17 protein-coding genes are annotated in these 18,850 nt (G+C 33.3%); 8 read left to right on the top strand and 9 right to left on the bottom strand.

Annotated features, from left to right (window positions below; genetic code table 11):
* Positions 1-152 precede the first annotated feature (152 nt).
* On the bottom strand, positions 153-1,766 hold the full coding sequence (gene bshC, locus JM658_RS07870) for a bacillithiol biosynthesis cysteine-adding enzyme BshC (RefSeq protein ID WP_236958707.1): 1,614 nt from the start codon (positions 1,764-1,766) through the stop codon (positions 153-155).
* A gap of 490 nt (positions 1,767-2,256) precedes the next feature.
* On the opposite strand from bshC, the gene JM658_RS07875 reads away from it, so the two are divergent.
* The 6 genes from JM658_RS07875 to JM658_RS07900 all read left to right on the top strand — a co-directional run bounded on the left by JM658_RS07875 (position 2,257) and on the right by JM658_RS07900 (position 7,230).
* Positions 2,257-4,695 carry a M14 family metallopeptidase gene (locus JM658_RS07875; RefSeq protein WP_236958708.1) on the top strand — a complete coding sequence of 813 codons (2,439 nt, stop codon included), beginning with the start codon at positions 2,257-2,259 and terminating at the stop codon, positions 4,693-4,695.
* Between the two features lie 14 nt (positions 4,696-4,709).
* Positions 4,710-5,633, top strand: a complete 924-nt coding sequence (locus JM658_RS07880; protein ID WP_236958709.1) for a DUF6807 family protein — start codon at positions 4,710-4,712, stop codon at positions 5,631-5,633.
* A gap of 209 nt (positions 5,634-5,842) precedes the next feature.
* Positions 5,843-6,139: a hypothetical protein gene (locus tag JM658_RS07885; protein WP_236958710.1), complete on the top strand. Its 297-nt coding sequence runs from the start codon at positions 5,843-5,845 to the stop codon at positions 6,137-6,139.
* Positions 6,140-6,207: 68 nt separating this feature from the next.
* Entirely contained in the window at positions 6,208-6,504 is a 297-nt protein-coding gene (locus JM658_RS07890; RefSeq protein ID WP_236958711.1) for a hypothetical protein, read from the top strand.
* Between the two features lie 66 nt (positions 6,505-6,570).
* Positions 6,571-6,867 (top strand): hypothetical protein, encoded by a 297-nt coding sequence (locus tag JM658_RS07895; RefSeq protein WP_236958711.1) that lies wholly within the window; start codon positions 6,571-6,573, stop codon positions 6,865-6,867.
* 66 nt (positions 6,868-6,933) lie between these two features.
* Positions 6,934-7,230: a hypothetical protein gene (locus JM658_RS07900; protein ID WP_236958712.1), complete on the top strand. Its 297-nt coding sequence runs from the start codon at positions 6,934-6,936 to the stop codon at positions 7,228-7,230.
* Positions 7,231-7,283: 53 nt separating this feature from the next.
* Here the strand turns inward: JM658_RS07900 and JM658_RS07905 are convergent, their stop codons facing one another.
* Genes JM658_RS07905 through JM658_RS07920 form a run of 4 tightly spaced genes read right to left on the bottom strand, consistent with a single transcriptional unit; the run spans position 7,284 to position 10,163 of the window.
* Positions 7,284-7,940, bottom strand: a complete 657-nt coding sequence (locus JM658_RS07905; protein WP_236958713.1) for a hypothetical protein — start codon at positions 7,938-7,940, stop codon at positions 7,284-7,286.
* The gene (locus tag JM658_RS07910) at positions 7,940-8,770 is read right to left on the bottom strand and encodes an ABC transporter permease (protein WP_236958714.1); all 831 of its coding nucleotides are present in this window, start codon (positions 8,768-8,770) and stop codon (positions 7,940-7,942) included. Before JM658_RS07910 ends, JM658_RS07905 begins: the two co-directional genes overlap by 1 nt.
* Positions 8,767-9,624, bottom strand: a complete 858-nt coding sequence (locus JM658_RS07915; RefSeq protein ID WP_236958715.1) for an ABC transporter ATP-binding protein — start codon at positions 9,622-9,624, stop codon at positions 8,767-8,769. The genes JM658_RS07910 and JM658_RS07915 overlap by 4 nt, the downstream gene beginning before the upstream one ends.
* Positions 9,621-10,163, bottom strand: a complete 543-nt coding sequence (locus JM658_RS07920; protein WP_236958716.1) for a hypothetical protein — start codon at positions 10,161-10,163, stop codon at positions 9,621-9,623. Before JM658_RS07920 ends, JM658_RS07915 begins: the two co-directional genes overlap by 4 nt.
* A 218-nt stretch (positions 10,164-10,381) precedes the next feature.
* Here JM658_RS07920 and JM658_RS07925 point away from each other — a divergent pair, with 218 nt between their 5' ends.
* Complete coding sequence (locus tag JM658_RS07925) at positions 10,382-11,860, top strand: M20/M25/M40 family metallo-hydrolase (RefSeq protein WP_236958717.1); 1,479 nt, start codon at positions 10,382-10,384, stop codon at positions 11,858-11,860.
* Between the two features lie 12 nt (positions 11,861-11,872).
* Positions 11,873-12,814 (top strand): alpha/beta hydrolase, encoded by a 942-nt coding sequence (locus JM658_RS07930; protein WP_236958718.1) that lies wholly within the window; start codon positions 11,873-11,875, stop codon positions 12,812-12,814.
* A 67-nt stretch (positions 12,815-12,881) separates the two neighbouring features.
* Here the strand turns inward: JM658_RS07930 and JM658_RS07935 are convergent, their stop codons facing one another.
* The 4 genes from JM658_RS07935 to JM658_RS07950 all read right to left on the bottom strand — a co-directional run bounded on the left by JM658_RS07935 (position 12,882) and on the right by JM658_RS07950 (position 18,836).
* Positions 12,882-14,345, bottom strand: a complete 1,464-nt coding sequence (locus JM658_RS07935) for a sigma 54-interacting transcriptional regulator (protein ID WP_236958719.1) — start codon at positions 14,343-14,345, stop codon at positions 12,882-12,884.
* A gap of 64 nt (positions 14,346-14,409) precedes the next feature.
* Positions 14,410-15,552, bottom strand: a complete 1,143-nt coding sequence (locus JM658_RS07940; protein WP_236958720.1) for a vWA domain-containing protein — start codon at positions 15,550-15,552, stop codon at positions 14,410-14,412.
* Positions 15,553-15,801: 249 nt separating this feature from the next.
* Positions 15,802-17,121, bottom strand: a complete 1,320-nt coding sequence (locus JM658_RS07945; RefSeq protein WP_236958721.1) for a DUF3472 domain-containing protein — start codon at positions 17,119-17,121, stop codon at positions 15,802-15,804.
* A 56-nt stretch (positions 17,122-17,177) separates the two neighbouring features.
* Positions 17,178-18,836: a RagB/SusD family nutrient uptake outer membrane protein gene (locus tag JM658_RS07950; protein WP_236958722.1), complete on the bottom strand. Its 1,659-nt coding sequence runs from the start codon at positions 18,834-18,836 to the stop codon at positions 17,178-17,180.
* Positions 18,837-18,850: the final 14 nt, after the last annotated feature.

Below are 18,850 nucleotides of genomic sequence, written 5' to 3' on the forward strand. Positions count from 1 at the left end.
TGCGCTTATTTTTTATAAATATACACTTTCAAAAAATAAATTACATACGGGAATCTACAATATGAGAAAAAAAGAGAATAGAAAAAACACATAAAGTGTGTTTTACAAATTTACGCATTCGCAGATTTGCAAATGCGCTATTCAGTAGTTTTTTAAACTGTAAGTATTACAAAATCTTGCCTCAACGGATCGAGTTCAGATAATAATAGCTTTATAAATTCATTACCATATTCTTCATAGCTATTGGCAAAATTATCGGTGCGCTCTTGTAATGATTCATTTGGAAAGAGGTCATTTTGTATTTCTACGATTCTCGAAACATGGTCGGAGAGCTTCTTTTTCTGTGCTTTTAATAATCGCTTTTCTAAATTAGCTAGTCCTTTTAATTGCTTTACTTCTTGCGCTTTTACCGCTCCTAAGAAAGATTTGTCTGTTAATTCTGCCAAGCGATACATCTCTTGGAATTGTGCTACCAAATGTGCTTTCTGCTCGTCGAAGTTTATATTAATATTACTAATTTCTCTTACCTTTCTATTTATAAAAGTATGTCGCTTTAAGAAAAGTTGCTCGAAACTTATATTTAGCTTCTCTAATTTTTTTACTTGCTTTTTATTGATAATCAAAGCAGAATTACGCAATAATAACATTGGGAATGGAACGGCTGCTATTTGAAAAAAGCTTTTTAGTTCCAACCAATATGCAATCTCTCCACCTCCACCGATGTAGCATAGGTTTGGTAAAATCACCTCTTGATATAAAGGTCGCGTCATTACATTTGGAGAAAATAGCTCTGGATGCTCCTGCAAATGTTTTTTAAGCTCCTCTTTAGTCCAAGAAATATCAGTTTCGTTTACTGCATATTTCCCATCTACTTCTATAATTCGCTCTCGGAGGCCTTCCGATAAGTAGAATAAATTTATTTCTCGTGGATTGACTTGGATTTTATAAGAAGCGTCTACATTATTTAACGCTTCTATAGTTTCTGTTACTGCTTTCTGGGAGTCTTGTTGGAACATTTCTGTCTCCATATAGGGAACAAAAAGTTGCTTCAGATTCTTATCTGCACCATCTATAATTACGAGTCCTTCGTTACCAAAAATTCTATTTGCTAGATACCTTGTGGCATCGGTAAGGTTATCGTGCTCTAAATAGGCTTCTTTAAACCAGTTTTTTAATGTTTCTGCATCTTTCCCTACACCCAATTCTTGACTAAATAACTCGTAAACATCTTCTAGTCCATTATTTGGAAGTTCTCCAACAGCACCGCCAGTTTCTTTCGTCTCTGGACCTTTCCATTGAAATTTCTTGCCATTGAAATTAAAGTAATTGATTTCCTCAAAATCATGATCTTCTGTTGCCATCCAATAAATAGGCACAAAATGATTGTTTGGATATGTTTCTTGGAGTTGCTTCGCCAAGTTGATAGTAGAAACAATTTTATATAAAAAGTAAAGAGGTCCGGTAAATAAATTAAGCTGATGCCCCGTTACTACTGTAAATGTATTTTCATTTGCTAATGCTGTAATATGTGCCTGTGTAGCACTAGAAGTATCTATATTTTTATATTGCGATTGCAATACAGATGCCAACACTTTTCTATTTTCCATCGGAAAAGAGGCTTTCTTTTCTTCTATTTGTGCTTTGAAATTTTCTAAAGTAGGGAAACGGTTATAGAAAGGTTTTAATTCTTCTTTCTGACTGATATAATCGCACATCAGTTTAGAAAAATATCCAGTTTCTTTAAATGATATATAATTTGTTGGCATAGTTATTTTTTCAGCGTCAGTTACCTCGAAATACACTTTCTAGGTATAAAATGAAATATTTATTTAGTTTCTACTCGCCCTCCATTACAAGTTTAGCGTTATAAAAACTGTAATCTTGTACAGATCTCTTTATAAATTTCAAAAAGCGAAAATAGTATTTTTAAAGTGTAATATTTTATTTCTGATTACTTAATACTTTTTGCGCTAGGGATTGTAGCGGCATCCTATTTTGCTATTGCAATCTGTCGGTTGAAAACCGTGACCTTACTTGTTAGAACTATTTTTTTATGTTCTAAATATAACAAAATAGATACAGCGAAAAGCCCGACCTATAATTATGGAAACATAATTTATGGGAGCGCCCAAATAAAATTTCTCATAATCAGTAAATATAAAATTCTTTCAGGTTTTTGTATCTAAAAAATTAGTTAAGATGTGCTGCTAATAAATTATATTAGTAGTTTTGGCAGGCTAATTCAAAATAACGACCATGAAGTTTAGATTTCTAATTGCTTTTATATTTATATCCCTTTTTGCAACTGCTCAGCAGATAAAATCGCCTTCAGAATTTTTAGGATACGAATTGGGGACTCGCTTTTCTAGACACCACCAAGTAGTTTCTTACTATAAATATTTGGAGGATGCAGTTCCAGAAATGGTGCAATTAAAATCTTATGGTTCTACCAATGAGGGGAGAGAATTACTACTTGCTTTTGTTTCTACTGCAGAAAACCTAAGCAACCTAGAAAACATTAGACTCGAGCATTTAAAGGCTTTGGATGGTAATTCTGAATCTAAAAAAGCCTTGGTTTGGTTTAGCTATAATGTACATGGTAATGAAAGTGTGAGCTCGGAAGCTTCCATGAAAACGATCTATGAAATTCTTACTTCTAAAAAGGAATATCTAACGAATACAGTTGTTATTATGGATCCGAGTGTGAATCCTGATGGTCGCGATCGCTATGTAAATTGGTACAATAGTTATAAAAACACACCTTATAATATAGATGTAAATTCTAAGGAGCACCATGAGCCTTGGCTTTCTGGTCGCCCAAATCATTATATGTTTGATCTAAATCGCGATTGGGCATGGGTTACACAAAAGGAGAGCAAGCAACGTTTGGCTGTTTATAACGAGTGGTTGCCGCATATCCATGTTGATTTCCATGAGCAAAGCATGGATAACCCATATTATTTTGCGCCTGCTGCGGAACCTATGCACGAAGTGATTACCAAATGGCAGCGCGATTTCCAAGTTGCAATTGGAAAAAACCACGCTAAATATTTTGATGAAAACGGATGGTTTTATTTTACTAAAGAGGTGTTCGATTTACTCTACCCTAGTTATGGAGACACCTACCCTATTTACAGCGGTTCTATTGGAATGACCTATGAACAAGGCGGTAGCGGACGTGCTGGGCTTGGAGTGAAAATAAAAAGTGGAGATACCTTGACTTTAAAAGACCGTATTGCTCACCATTTTACAACGGGAATATCTACGTTAGAAATGGCTTCTAAAAATACCGATAAGCTAAACAAGCAGTTTAGTGCGTTCTATGCAAATAAAGATTTTACCTATAATAGTTATGCCCTTTCTGGGGATATTGATAAGATAAAAGCGCTTACCAGCCTTCTGGATGTTCATAAAATAAAATATGGTTTTACTACGGAAACGGTAAAGGGTTTACATTACAATACTAAAGAAAATGGCTCTTTAAAGGGTGATAATCCAAAATTGGTGGTAAGTACTAATCAGCCGAAATCGACATTAGTAACAGTTTTATTTGAGCCTGAAACAAAGTTAACAGACTCGCTTACCTACGATATTACAGCATGGTCATTACCTTATGCATATGGTTTAGAGGCTGTGGCTTCTAAAAATACGATTAATACTAATTCGGAAAGCTTAGAATATCCTTCTTTAGATTATAACAGCGATTCTTATGCGTATGTTACCGATTGGAATAGTATGGATGATGCTCGTTTTTTAACGGAGTTACTATCTCAAAAGATACAGATTCGTTATGCTTCTGAGCCTTTTACTATTGATGAGAAATCTTATGGTCGTGGGAGTTTAATTATTACAAAGAGTGATAATACTAAGGTTAAAGATTTTAATACGATTATGAAAAATGCAGCTACAAAGCACCATAAAATATTAACCTCAACGACTACTGGTTTTGTGAGTGGAGGGAAAGATTTTGGTTCTAGCGCTGTACATATTATTCCGAATATTAAGGTTGCTGCTTTATCTGGTGGCAGCGTTGCTACACTTAATTTTGGAGAAGTATGGCACTTTTTTGAGCAACAACTCCACTACCCGATTACTGTTATTGATAATGACTATATAAATAGCACCGACCTCTCGAAATATGATGTTTTAATTATACCTGAGCTTAGTAAGTTAGAAAAAGGAAAATTGGAGAAGATTAAGAAATGGACTCATAACGGAGGAAAACTAATTGCTATTGGAGACGCTATTAAAGTGCTTGATAACGATGACGATTTTGATATTTCCGCTAATAAAGCTGAGGAAGAAAATGATAGCATACAGAAACCAGAAAGCTATATCTCTAGCAAACGTGAATACATTAAAAAAATGATTACCGGAGCTATTTATAAAGCGAAAGTAGATAACACCCACCCTTTGTCTTACGGTTATGAAGACACATATTACACTCTAAAGCTTAGTGGCAATGCCTATAAATTCTTAAAGAGTAAAAATGCTGTTTATATTGAAAACAATGCGAAGCCTCTTGCTGGATTTGCGGGTAGCGATGCTCAAAAACAACAGGCCAACAGTCTTGTTTTAGGTTCTGAAAATATGGGAAAAGGAAAAGTTATTTACATGGTAGACAATCCTCTTTTTAGAGGCTTCTGGGAAAATGGAAAGTTGTTTTTTGTAAATGCCCTTTTTATGGTTGAATAATTCTATCATTTTCTATGATGTTACTTTCTGAACGTATTACATATATAAGTTTCCTATTTTGTTTTTATGGAATGTCTCAAAGCCTGACTTTTGAAACATCGCCAGCGGGAGTTCTTATATCTGAAGGAGAAAAGAAAGTATTGTTTTTTCAGAAAGAAACTAAAGCGCTTGACGGAAAGTACCCAAGGGCAAATTATATCCATCCACTTTACGATATGGATGGCGCTATACTTACAGAAGATTTTCCTGAAGACCATTTGCATCACCGAGGGATTTTCTGGGCGTGGCACCAGTTATTGGTTAATAATGTCTCTATTGGAGATGGCTGGGAATGTAAAAACATCTCTTGGGATGTAAAAAACATAACTACCACTGCGAATAACGACGGCTCGCTTCAATTGAATACTACAGTTTTTTGGAATTCCTCTATATATAAGGAGAAAAGTGGGCGTGCTTCTTTTGTGAAAGAAGAGACAGCAATAACAATTCATCCTTCAGAAGAAAACTACCGTGTTATAGATTTTGAAATCTCCCTTTTGGCTTTAGCTGATAATTTAAAAATTGGAGGTTCTGATGATATTAAAGGATATAGTGGATTCTCTGCGAGATTAAAATTACCAGAAGACATTTTATTTTCTTCCAGTGAAAAAAATATCACCCCTATAAATGAAGCTATTAAAGCGGAAAGGAATGTGGTTATAAGTGGCTCTTTCAACAATAATAAAAAGAGCGGGCTTATAATAATTGCAAGTAAAGAGAATCCTTCTCCAAATAATGAATGGATTTTAAGGTCTAAAAATAGTATGCAAAATGCTGCTTACCCAGGACAAAAACCTATTTATGTATCTACAGAGGATCCAATTGTATTAAAATATCGAATAATTATATATAAAAATGATATTTCTACAATAAATCCGACTACTATTTATCAATATTAAAACTTTTACACACTAAAACTGTGTATTCGTTACACACTGTTTAGCTACTTTACACAGTTTTTCCCACTTCCTATTTTTTACAAAATAAATTAATTACCTAATAAACAGACGTTTACACGTGTTTGACTTTACTAGTTTCCTATTGGTATGAAAATAGCACTATACAATACAAATAACGAAAACAAAGTATAACCACAAATATTAGAATTATGAAAAAGATAGTATTAGTAGCAGCATTAGCATTAGGAAGTTTAACAGCATTTGCAACTGTTCCAACAACTTTAAACAACGACACTAAAATTGTTGTTATGCAAGACGATTACAAAGAGATTGCAGTTGGAGAAGTTCCTACAGCGATTCAAGAAGCACTTAGAGCTGATTATCCTGAAGCAACAATTTCTAAAGCTTATATAAATGAAGAGAAAACATATAAGATAGAAGTTGCCATGGGAGAACAAAATGGAATCCTTTACGCCGATGAAAACGGGAAATGGATTGAGCAATAAAAAACCTTACAACCAACCAACTATAAACACCAATAAACAATAACATTAATTTTTAAAATATAAAGATCATGAAAAAGATAGTATTAGTAGCAGCAATGGCATTAGGAAGTTTAACAGCATTTGCAGCAGTGCCTGCAACAGCAAACAACGATGTAAAAGTAGTTGTAATGCAAGACGATTATAAAGAGATTGCAGTAACAGAACTGCCAACAGCGATTCAAGATGCTTTGAAAGCAGATTATCCAGGAGCAACAATTACTAAAGCTTTTGTAAATGAAGAAAAAACATACAAGCTTGAAGTTGCCATGGGAGACCAAACTGGAAATCTTTACGCTAACGAAAATGGTGAATGGATTGAGCAATAAGAGCTCTTTTGACTAACCAATCATAAAAATCAACAACAATAAGTATAATTTCAAAATATAAAAATCATGAAAAAGATAGTATTAGTAGCAGCAATGGCATTAGGAAGTTTAACAGCATTTGCAGCAGTGCCTGCAACAGCAAACAACGATGTAAAAGTAGTTGTAATGCAAGACGATTATAAAGAGATTGCAGTAACAGAACTGCCAACGGCGATTCAAGATGCTTTAAAAGCAGATTATCCGGGAGCAACAATTACTAAAGCTTTTGTAAATGAAGAAAAAACATACAAGCTTGAAGTTGCCATGGGAGACCAAACTGGAAATCTTTACGCTAACGAAAATGGTGAATGGATTGAGCAATAAGAGCTCTTTTGACTAACCAATCATAAAAATCAACAACAATAAGTTTAATTTCAAAATATAAAGATCATGAAAAAGATAGTATTAGTAGCAGCAATGGCATTAGGAAGTTTAACAGCGTTTGCAGCAGTGCCTGCAACAGCAAACAACGACGTAAAAGTAGTTGTAATGCAAGACAATTATAAAGAAATTGCAGTAGCAGAGCTTCCACAAGCAATTTTAGAATCACTACAGGCTGATTACCCAGGAGCAGAAATTACAAAGGCTTTCGTTAATGAAGAAAACGAATATAAGCTAGAAGTAAAAATGGGTGACCAAACTGGAAACCTATTCGCCAATGAAAGTGGTGAATGGATAGAAAAATAAGAATCCGTTTTAGGTGAATGAAGATGTCCTCTCTTTTATTAGGGAGGGCATTTTTATTTATAATCGATTTTATAATTATCAATCTTTAAAATAATCCTTCCGGTTTTTACATCTTGATTTCGCATTTCTTTTCTATCTACATCCACATCTTTTGCTAAATATTGAATTGGAAGCTTTATTTTTTCAATTTCAAAACTGATAATCACTTCACTTGGCATGATCGCTTGAGAGGAGTTATAGTCCATAGAAACGGTAAAAGTGCCATCTTTCTTTGTATTTATTTCAGACATTTCTATACGTTTCAGATTTGTATCCAACCATAAAGTAGCGAGCGCAAAGTCTGCTTTTTTATCCGTTGGAATAATATTTATTTTTTTTAGAATTACTCCCTCCACTTCTTCTGATCCTCGATCTACAGTTATAAAAGGGTATCTGAAAAGTTCTTGCATAGAAAAATCAAGGCCACGCTTTGGAATCATAATAAAATCTTCAGATTCAAATTCCATTGGAGTGTCCTTTTGGTATTTTATAGCTGCAAATTTTGTAGGCATATTAATAAAACTAATGTCTACATTTAGTTCCATATTAGCTTCAAACCCATGAATACTATCAAGACGATTTTTAACAACCAATAGATCACTATTAATTTCTTGAGCCAGCATACAATTAAGCCCTAGCAATAGGCATATTAAAATTGTGAACTTCTGCATTATCCTATATCTCTCTTATTAAAAATTAAAACTCCAACTCCAAGAAAAAGCAACGTATAAAGTGTAAGTACAATATTGTTATGGTAAATAGTATTCCAAGGGATTTCTTGATAGAAAAAGTATTGCCATGTATTGTTCAACTTCGGAAAAAACCATTCGTTAAAAAAGGTACTTTCGATTTCAAATTTCAGAAATAAATTTGTGATTATAAGAAATAATGCGGCTACAATCCATGTTTTTGTAGCTTCCTTAAAAATTACAGCTAGCGTTAAACTTACTACAGAGAAAAATACCATGGAAACCATTCCAGAGAGAAATGCTAATTGCAATCTATATTGAGCATCTTCTGATTGAAAAAAGTTTAGACTCCCCAAATAAACAATTAAATCTCCCTTCCCAAAAAGTAAATACGATAATAAAAAGGAAGATATCGCAGTAATAATAACTACTCCCAAAGTGAAAAATATAGCTATTATATATTTACTGAGTATAAATTTCCATTTTACTATTGGTTGCAACATTACCGTTTGTATGGTATTATCTTTATATTCTGAAGTTAACATTCCCGATATTACAATCATCAATATAAGCGGCAGATGAAACCAAAGTGTATTTAAAATAAGGTAAATTAAAAGATTCCCATTTAAAAGAGATCCCTCAAAATAAAACGAATCTCGAAGGTTACTCAATAATATATCTATAATAGCATTCCCTTGAAAATAAGCTCCTATAAGAATTAAGAACTCTATAATGCAAATTGCAGCTAGCGCATAATAGGTTTTACTTTGCTTAAAGAGTTTGAATACCTCTATTGCTATTAAATTTTTCATAGACTTGGCGATTCAAATAATTTATCGAAATTTATTTCTGGCACACAAGCTGTGATAAAAATCTTCTCTTCTGTTAATTGCTGAAGTAATTCTGGAATCTCTTGCTGAGAAATAGTCACCTCAGCACTATTTTTTTTTATAATTGCTGGGTATTTTTTTATCGATATAGAATTTTCTATTCCAGAAGCATAGATACTAAAAGAAGTGGTGTTTTCTGCGATTATCTTTTGAGTTTCTCCTTTACTAATTATTGTTCCCTTATTGATAACATATAGAACATCACAGATTTTACTAAGTTCTTCTGTAATATGTGATGATATAATAATTCCGATTTTTTCTTTAGAAACTAATTCTAAAATCAATTTCCTTATTGCTTTGATTCCAATTGGATCCAATCCAGAGAAAGGTTCATCTAAAACTAAACAAGCAGGGTTATTTAATAAAGCGATTGCAATCCCTAATCGCTGTTTCATCCCCATAGAAAAATTCTTAACGGGATCATTTCTATCTAATGGGAGCCCCACTTTAAGCAAGCTATCTTCTATCTGCTGTGTATTGAAATCTAAACCTTGGATTTTTGAAAACACTTTTATATTCTCCTTTGCATTTAAATATTCATATAAAGCAGGTTTTTCTATAATTCCTCCAAGAGGTTTTACTTTTTCAGAATTTATTTTCAACCGACCAGAATCTGGATGTATCAATCCGAATAAAATTTTAAAAAGTGTAGTTTTCCCAGCTCCATTTTTACCCAATAGGCCTACAATTTCACCTGAATTACAAGATATACTTACTTCTTTTAGAGCGGTAACACCACCATATTTTTTGGTGATTTCTTCAGCAGCAATAATCATATGGACGACTCTAATTCTAGGTTTCTAAAATCTATTTTTGCTTGATAATTTTTCTCCAAAAAGGTTCGCGACCAGAAGCTTTTCTTAAAAAGGAAAAGAGGATCCTTTACCATAAAATAAGGTATATAATGGTACCAGCGTACACCGCAAGATTTATAATAGCTCTTAAGTTTGTTTTCTAGTCCTAATTCTTCAGCGGCAACTTCTGCTGCCATCCGTTGGCATTTAGAATTCATATAAGTAGCTGCTATTCTTTTTTTAAAACCATACATATAAAATTGATCTTTTGCCCTTTTATAATTCTGATAACGAGACCATCCATCCATCATAACTAAATAGATATGTATAAATGAAAAAAGAAAACACCAAGCCCAAAACAGTATCGGTAATAAGGAACCTTCGTCTAATGACGCGCTTAAATACTTCCAATAAATCCATGATTCTAATATGAAAAGAATCAAAGACATATACAATAACCTCCCTACTCTAATATAAGAGATAAAAGGATGTGGCTGTATTGGAAATGACTTTGTATACAAAATAAAAACTGTTTTAGAAATCCGCTCTAGAATTTGTAATTTAATACCTAAATTCGGCTATGCATAAATTATATTAATGGCACCCATAAAATTATACTTCAAAGATGAGTAATTGTTCTATAAATTTAATGGTTTTTTTAAATTTTCCTATTAAACTTGAAATAGTTTATATAAACCCAAATTTTATCAATATATTGAATCAAACTATATAGAATTTTATGCTAAGTAAAATAAAGGCTTTTTTAAGCTTCTTCTTCATATTCATAATTGCAATATCCTCCTATTCTCAAGTTGTAAATAGCGAATCTACAACACAAAATTTAGGGCCACTTACCAATGAAAACATAGACACCTATTTAAGTGAATATGTGAAGTTTGAGTCTATTAGTGGTCATGAAAAAGAAGCTGGAGAATGGATTAAGAATATTTGCATAGAAAATGGGCTTCATATAAAACAAATGGGCGATACAGATGGAGAGTATAACTTTACTGCTTCTATCTATCCTCTTTCTTCTAAGCTACCAAACATAGTATTATTAAATCACATTGATGTAGTTCCTGCTGGGGATCTATCAAAATGGATAGAACCTCCCTTTTCTGGTAAAATAACAGAAACAGATATTTGGGGCCGAGGAGCATGGGACAACAAGGGTAATGCTATTATGCAGCTATTTAGTGTTGTAGAAATTTTAAATAAATATAAAGGCAAACAATTACCTTTTAATGTTACTTTTTTAGCTGTTTCTTGTGAAGAAACACAATGCCGTGGTGGTGCAGAATATGTGATAAATAATTATCTAGATGAACTTAATCCCGCAGTTGTTTTAGGAGAAGGTCCTCCAGCGATAAAAGGAGCATTACAAACGAAACCTAATAAGTCTGTTTTCCCTATTTCTGTGGCTCATAAAAGAGCTTTATGGATTAAGTTAAAATTAAATATAAACACTTCTGCCCATGGTTCTGTTACTCCATTACGCTATGCAAATAAAGAAATGGTTGAGGCATTAGATAATCTCCTTGGAAAAAAGCAAAAAGCTATCTATACAGATTTAAATGTAAAAATGCTTAAAGAAATGGGACAATTAGAAAAAGGACTTACTGGTTTTGCTATGCGCCATCCTAAGCTTTTTAGAATGTTTATTACTCCGAAATTAAGACAGCAACCTGAGCTTTTTTCTATTTTCTCTAATACTATTACGCTAACCAGCGTAGACAGCATGAATGATGTTGTAAATGTTATTCCAAGCGAGGTTACTGCTCTTTTAGACTGTAGACTGCTTCCTAACTCTTCTAAAGATGAATTCTTAGAAAACATAAAGAAGCGTCTTGATAATGACGATATTGAAGTTTCTACGATATATTCAATGCCTGAAATGAAATCTTCGGATGATGAAAGCATTTATTATAAGAACTTAAAGAAAGCCATTCTTAAAAACCACACCGAAACAGATGTAATAACTATTTTACTTCCTAATACAAGTGATGCTGGTCTTTTTAGAGCAAAAGGAATAGCTACTTTCTGTACAGTACCTGTGAATATCGAAATGAGTTACCTTGATAATATCCACAGTGAAAACGAACGCATTCCTCGTGGTATTCTTGCTAACGGCAAAAACACTTATGTCGATTTTATTGAAGAATGTATTAAAGAAAATCCAGACTCTTTATCTACCGTGCCACTTTCTGTATCCAACTAACACCACTTGATTATGAAAATCAACATTCTTAGCATTGCTATGCTAATGTCTACCTTCCTATCTATAAATATAGCTGCTTGTCAGGATAAAATTATCCCTCTATACGAAGGTGAGATTCCAAATAGCATTTCAAATGATAAGGAAAAAGAGAAGATAGAAATTTCGAATATAAAGCAAATTTCAAATGTTCAAATTCCTACATTAGAAACCTTTTTCCCTTCTAAAAGAAATAATAATGGAAAGTCTGTTGTTATCTGTCCTGGCGGAGGATACGGAATATTAGCTTATGATTGGGAAGGTACGGAAATTGCACAATGGTTTAATTCTAAAGGATATACTGCATTTGTATTAAAGTATAGACTTCCAATTGCAAAAACGGTTACTAATAAAGATGAAGTCCCTTTGCAAGATGCTAAAAGGGCGATACAAATAGTACGTAAAAATGCATCTTTATGGGGGCTCGATGAAAATAATATTGGAATTATGGGATTTTCGGCTGGAGGTCATTTAGCATCCACACTCGGAACTCATTTTAATATAGATACGAATATAAAAGGCGATTCTTATAAATCGGTTAGTGCACGCCCTGATTTTATGATTTTGATGTACCCAGTAGTAACCATGAAAGAAAAGTATACGCATATGGGATCAAGAAATGCTCTTCTTGGAAAAAATCCTTCTGAAGAAAAAATTACTTTTTACTCTAATGAACTCCAAGTTACAGAAGATACACCTCCAACTTTTATAGTTCATAGCACCGATGATAATGCTGTTCCCGTTGAAAATAGCTTGCTATTTTACAAAGCGCTAAAAGAAAATAATGTCCCTGTCGAAATACATCTTTACCCAACAGGAGGACATGGATTTGGATTAGCGTTAGAGTATCCGCACTTAAAAGCATGGCCTAAACTACTTGATGAATGGCTTCAATTTATTGATAAAGACAAGAAGTAACAACCAAAAAAGAACCCCTGCATATAATTTTATACACAGAGGTTTATATTTATAAATCTCGAATAGTTTACAATCCGCTTATGTAACTTCCGTAAGGATCTTTAAATTGATATCCTTCAGTAAAGCGATGCTTACTAAGTTTTTTATAAGCTACTAATCCCCATAAAAGAAACTCTTTTAAAAAATATGCATCTTCTGGTTTAATTTCTGGTTGATGCTTTTTTATAAGATTATTTAATGGTGCAATTTCATCCAATTGCTTTTTATAATCTTCATCAGAAACATCATCTAATAGCTCAAAACCACTTCCTTCAAAAAACCAAGTTACTATTTCATCATAAGCACTTGGAGCATCTGGACGTTCTAATTTATCTATTTTAGGGAAATATTCTGGGAATAATGTTTTTATTGCAGCTCCAAATAATTGTTCTGCTACAAAAGCTGCCCCCTCCAGTTCTCCTTCATATACTAATTCTATTTTTCCAGTAATTGCAGGAATCACTCCCATAAAATCGCTTAGCCGAACACTCGTTTTATCCTTACCACTTTTAAGCATTCTTCGTTCTGCGGTACTCATTATATTTTCAAAAGCACTAATACTTAACCTAGCACTTACACCACTCTTGGCATCTACATATTCGCTGTTTCGAGCTTCAAATCCTATTTGCTCTAAAAGGTCGTAAACCAATTCTGGAACGTAAATATTATCTTTTTGAGCTGCTTCTAACTTAGCCTCTTGCTTAGTGATTTTTTTAGCGGTCTCAATAGTTTCTGGGTAATGAGTTAAAATCTGAGAACCTATTCTATCCTTTAAAGGTGTTACAATACTACCTCTATTTGTATAATCCTCAGGATTTGCTGTAAATATAAACTGCATATCTAAAGGAAGTCTCAATTTAAAACCTCTAATCTGAATATCACCTTCTTGTAAAATATTGAATAATGCTACTTGTATTCTAGCCTGTAAATCTGGAAGTTCATTAATAACAAAAATACTCCTATTAGCTCTAGGAATCATTCCGTAGTGAATCACACGATCATCGGCGTATGATAACTTTAAATTAGCAGCTTTAATAGGATCTACATCCCCAATTAAATCGGCCACCGTTACATCTGGTGTAGCCAGTTTTTCAAAGAAACGCTCTTCTCTATGCACCCATACAATTCTGGTATCGTCTGCGTGCTCTTCAATAGCTTTCTTAGCGAATCTAGATATTGGATTTAATGGGTCATCATTTATCTCTGATCCTTTCACCACAGGAATCCATTCATCAAGCAAATTAACCATCATTCTAGCCAATCTTGTTTTTGCTTGTCCGCGTAAACCAAGAAAATTAATATTATGACGTGATAGTATCGCACGCTCTAATTCTGGAATTACTGTATTTTCATAACCGTGAATCCCTTCAAAAGTAGTTTCGTTATTTTTTATTTTCTGAATAAGATTATCTCTTAATTCGTCTTTTATAGATTTAGATTTATATCCTGAAGCAACCAGTGTTCCAAGCGTTTTTATCTTTTGTATTTGCATTTCGTATCTTTTAAACTTTATGTATTCTATTATAGAAGTCAATCAAAACTATCGATATCTATTTTTACCTGATTCTCTTTTTTCTATTGGCCTCATAATCTTCAAAAATCATCTCTCCAAGACCTTGAAGTCCTGTAAAAAATGCTTTTCCTTTATTCGCCTCTGTAAAATGCCTTATGAACTGCATCAGATAAGGATCTTTTGCAATCATGAATGTGGTAATTGGAATGTGGAGTTTTCTAGCCTGACGCGCCATATTATAACACTTATCAACTATATATGTATCTAAGCCAGCACTATTCATATAGTATTCTCCATTGGGTTCCCTAATACAACTAGGTTTCCCATCGGTAATCATAAAAATCTGTTTATTAGTATTCCGCTTACGTCTTAAAATATCCATAGCGAGTTGAAGTCCAGCCACCGTATTAGTATGATAAGGACCTACTTTTAGAAATGGAAGATCTTTTATAGAAATTGGCCAAGCATCGTTTCCAAAAACCAATATATCTAAGGTGTCTTTTGGATATCTCGTTGTAATAAGCTCTGCCAACGCCATGGCTACTTTTTTAGCTGGAGTAATTCTATCTTCTCCATATAAAATCATACTATGACTAATATCTATCATTAGAACGGTACTCATTTGTGCCTTATGATGGGTTTCCTCCACGACAAGGTCATTTTCATTGAGCATAAAATTCCCTAATCCATGATTTACTTGTGCATTTCGGATACTTTCTGTCATAGAAATTCGCTCTAAAGGATCTCCAAACTGATAATCTCTGAAGTCACCAGTATGCTCATCACCACGACCAGTATGTTTGCTACGGTGATTTCCACTAGTTCCTTTTTTAAGTTTACCAAAAATCTGATCTAAGGCGTGCTTTCGGATAAGCTGTTCTGTTTTTGCAGTGATAGAAAACTTGCCTTCGCCATCTCCGCCACTACCATCACCACCTTCAGGATCAATTTCCTCTTGTATAAACCCTTTACGCTTTAGCTCCTCTATAAAGTCGTCTATAGTATAGTTCTCATCTGTTAAACTGTATTCAACATCGAGTTCCCGAAGCCAATCGATCGCCTCATCAAAATCTCCAGAAGTGTGAGTTATCAACTCTTTAAAAATTTCGAATAACTTATCGAATGGAGATATATCGGGAGCTTCATATTTTGTGAATACAAATCCTTTTCTTCTTGTTTTATTCATAGCTCCATAAAATTAAGGATTTTTATATACAATATGAACATGTTAAGATTTAATTAGCCTTTCATTTTAAGGAAAGAAAATTAGGGTATTACATTTTTATAAAAAAAAACACCGTCGATAAAAATATCAACGGTGTTCACACAAACTAACTATTAAACAAAATTTAGATTTCTTAATTTGAAAGCTAACTCAACAATATAAAATCTATTTCATTTACTTTAAATATCATTACTAACTAGTTCATAAATACTAGTTAGGTGTTTCCAGTTTTGAGAAATCAATCTCTGGAGCTTTTCCATTAGCAGTTCTTGTATGCATGGTATTCATTTCTGTTTGCTCACTAAAGAATCCACAATTTTTCATAAAAAATGTATTTCCTTTTGCTCCTCCTGCATAATCCAATCGGGATCCTTTTCTAGCAGTAGCATCCGCAGTAAACTTAGCTTCTGTAAGCTCATGCCAAACTCCATCGGTATCCTGTACCCATTGATTCCCATAAACACCCATTCGTGTTTTAAATCCTGTTCCAGTAATAAAATTTTCTAAGAAAGAATGCTGGCGCTTTAAGTAGGTAGAAGTATGTGGTCTTCTAAAACTTGCTATAAGATTCCATTCTCCCGCTTCTGGATCAAAGAAATATGCTGTATAATCTGTAGAGTTATTTACAGAAGGCTCCCCTTTAAGTAAAAACTTATATGTGTTTGCTGCTTTCCAGTTAAAAACTTTATAGCTTTGCCCTCCAGAGCCTTCATTTCCAAACTCTCCAGTAGTAACACCCTCTCCTTTTCCTAATAAGATTATCTTATAATCATCTGGAATTTCGTCTGGATTTTGAGTTTTAAATGGACTCCAAACAGAAAAAAGAACCCTTCTTTCAGATTCAGAATTTACTTGCATCCCAAAATAGCCTTCTCCAAAACCATTTGCCATAAAATATGAGCCTAATACATCTTGACCTTCTGGAACTGTGATTTCATTATAAAACCATAAGATATCTTTGTCTTTTGGAGGTGTATAATTTAAATGTACAGAAGGACCTCTTCTCCCCCAGTAAAAATCTTCTTTTACAAAAGTTACTTCCCCTTTGGTTGCTGGACCACCAATACGAAGATCTTTTACAGCGGCAATCTCTTCTCCTTCTTTATTAACTCCTTGGATTTCAATAAAATTATAGCCTGCCTTTTCTATATTAAAAACTCCAACATTAACAACTTCAAAATCAGGATTAGAAATAGTTACTTCTTTACTATTCCCCCCTAAAGTTACTTTAACTACAGAAGTACCTTCTAAAGATTTCGCATTTAAACCCACATGAATCTCTCCAATAGTATCTACTTTAAAGTAAGTTCTAATTTTAGTATCTAAACTAGACCAATTAGTGATCCCTTTTTCTGATACCAAATTTTTATTTTTTGAAAAATCATCTATAGCCCAACTATTTCCTTCCGTTGGGATTTCTATAGATAAAGCTAGTTCTTCGTTAGAATTAGAACTTTTAGTATTGCATCCATTTAGATACATTACTACGAAAAGTAATCCTAAAATTATTTGAAAGTTTTTTGTTTTCATATATAAAAAATTACAGCTGAATCATAAATTATGATTCAGCTGTATATTAATATTATTTAATCGTTTTGAATTAACGTTGGCTGCACATTAATTTGAACTTCTGGTATGTATTCTATAACTCTATCATCTGTTGGTAAAATCTCATAATAAGGATTGCTTCCTGATAAATGAGTTCCTGGGTACTTTCTATCCATTGTGTCATTATTTCTAAAAACATCGAATTTTCTATGCCCTTCATATGCTAGCTCTAATCTTCTTTCATCTAAAACTACATCCAATAAGTTTTTCCCAGCTGGAAAGTCTGAAGCACTATCGTAAGCGTCTATTCCTGCTCTCTCTCTTAATATATTTATATTGCTTAGCGCTTGAGACTCGTTACTCATTTTAGCGTAAGCTTCTGCTCTGTTAAGATACATTTCTGCTAGACGAGAAACTACAGGAGACCATAAATGAGGAACCCCTTCTTGTAACGACGCTTTCAACACGTAAAATTTAGGAAATCCATTTCTCTTAAACATGTCGTAACCATAAGTAACATATGTTTTAGAACCTCCATTATTAAAGTAATATAAAGTTTCATCATCTCCTTCTTCTGTCATTACTTCAACTTTACTTCCATCTTCTGTAAAGTAAATTTTACCATTTTTCTCTGTAGTTCTTCGGAATTGGTATGTATAATTATCATTAATCCAATAAACAGCAGGAATTTTATTTCCATCTTCATCTAGTTCGAATTGTGGATCTATAAACTCTTTTCTAGCATCATTAGGGTTTTCATTTATAAGATCTAAATAAGAACTAGAAGCATACATTTCTCCCCAACCTGTTCCTTCAATATTTGCGTAAAGAGATCCTACAGTATACCATCCTGGAGCTCCACTTTCGTTGTAATCTGATTCTTCAACAAAACGGAAACAAAAAATCGTTTCTGTATTATCTTCAGGTACTTTTTGAAAATAATCTCCAAGTTCTGAAGTTGGCAACAACTGAAATCTTCCTGAGTTAATCACTTTATCAGCATATGTAATTGCCTGATCATTAACTCCCATATACAGATATACTCTAGATAAAAGTGCTTGCGCTGCTTCTTTTGTAGCGTAAGAGTTGGTTTTATTTACACTCATTAAAGATTCTGCTTTTAAAAGATCTTTTACTACCTGATCATATACTTCTCCAACTGTATTTCTATCTGGAACATCAGAAACATCTGATGTTAACTTTAATGGAACTCCTAAATTTGAAGTCCCTTGATTGTATGGCCTTCCAAAAACGTTAACCAATTCGAAATAGGTATAAGCTCTTAAAAAATAATTTTCCCCAATTAATTGATCAGTTTCTACAGATTCTCCCTCTACTGCAAGTTCAATAACTTTATTACAACTTACAATTGCTTTATAACCAGAACTCCATACATCATTAATTCTACCACTAGTTGTAATATTATTATAATTGTATGTGTAGAATAAGGCATCCGTAGTATTACCACTTAAAGATACATTATCTCCAGAAAACTCTGCTGCTCTATGCAACTGCGGAGAGAATCCATTTCCATCTCCATCTCCTTTTAATAAAGAGTATGAACCTCCCGTTACGGCTTCCAATCCTCCTTCACTTTCAAACAATTCGTCTGAAGCAACAGAATCGTAAGGGAATCTATCTAGTTCACAAGCTGTAAAACTTGCTGCTGCTAATATTATATATAGTATTTTTTTCATTTTTATAGTTTTTT

Source organism: Joostella atrarenae, from assembly GCF_021764745.1.
GTDB lineage: Bacteria > Bacteroidota > Bacteroidia > Flavobacteriales > Flavobacteriaceae > Galbibacter > Galbibacter atrarenae.

Bases quoted from the DNA above. Each gene is read 5' to 3' on its own strand.
- JM658_RS07945 (WP_236958721.1), bottom strand. From the start codon at position 17,121: ATGAAAACAAAAAACTTTCAAATAATTTTAGGATTACTTTTCGTAGTA.
- JM658_RS07910 (WP_236958714.1), bottom strand. From the start codon at position 8,770: ATGAAAAATTTAATAGCAATAGAGGTATTCAAACTCTTTAAGCAAAGT.
- bshC (WP_236958707.1), bottom strand. From the start codon at position 1,766: ATGCCAACAAATTATATATCATTTAAAGAAACTGGATATTTTTCTAAA.
- JM658_RS07890 (WP_236958711.1), top strand. From the start codon at position 6,208: ATGAAAAAGATAGTATTAGTAGCAGCAATGGCATTAGGAAGTTTAACA.
- JM658_RS07950 (WP_236958722.1), bottom strand. From the start codon at position 18,836: ATGAAAAAAATACTATATATAATATTAGCAGCAGCAAGTTTTACAGCT.
- JM658_RS07895 (WP_236958711.1), top strand. From the start codon at position 6,571: ATGAAAAAGATAGTATTAGTAGCAGCAATGGCATTAGGAAGTTTAACA.
- JM658_RS07925 (WP_236958717.1), top strand. From the start codon at position 10,382: ATGCTAAGTAAAATAAAGGCTTTTTTAAGCTTCTTCTTCATATTCATA.
- JM658_RS07885 (WP_236958710.1), top strand. From the start codon at position 5,843: ATGAAAAAGATAGTATTAGTAGCAGCATTAGCATTAGGAAGTTTAACA.
- JM658_RS07915 (WP_236958715.1), bottom strand. From the start codon at position 9,624: ATGATTATTGCTGCTGAAGAAATCACCAAAAAATATGGTGGTGTTACC.
- JM658_RS07875 (WP_236958708.1), top strand. From the start codon at position 2,257: ATGAAGTTTAGATTTCTAATTGCTTTTATATTTATATCCCTTTTTGCA.
- JM658_RS07935 (WP_236958719.1), bottom strand. From the start codon at position 14,345: ATGCAAATACAAAAGATAAAAACGCTTGGAACACTGGTTGCTTCAGGA.
- JM658_RS07930 (WP_236958718.1), top strand. From the start codon at position 11,873: ATGAAAATCAACATTCTTAGCATTGCTATGCTAATGTCTACCTTCCTA.
- JM658_RS07900 (WP_236958712.1), top strand. From the start codon at position 6,934: ATGAAAAAGATAGTATTAGTAGCAGCAATGGCATTAGGAAGTTTAACA.
- JM658_RS07880 (WP_236958709.1), top strand. From the start codon at position 4,710: ATGATGTTACTTTCTGAACGTATTACATATATAAGTTTCCTATTTTGT.
- JM658_RS07940 (WP_236958720.1), bottom strand. From the start codon at position 15,552: ATGAATAAAACAAGAAGAAAAGGATTTGTATTCACAAAATATGAAGCT.
- JM658_RS07905 (WP_236958713.1), bottom strand. From the start codon at position 7,940: ATGCAGAAGTTCACAATTTTAATATGCCTATTGCTAGGGCTTAATTGT.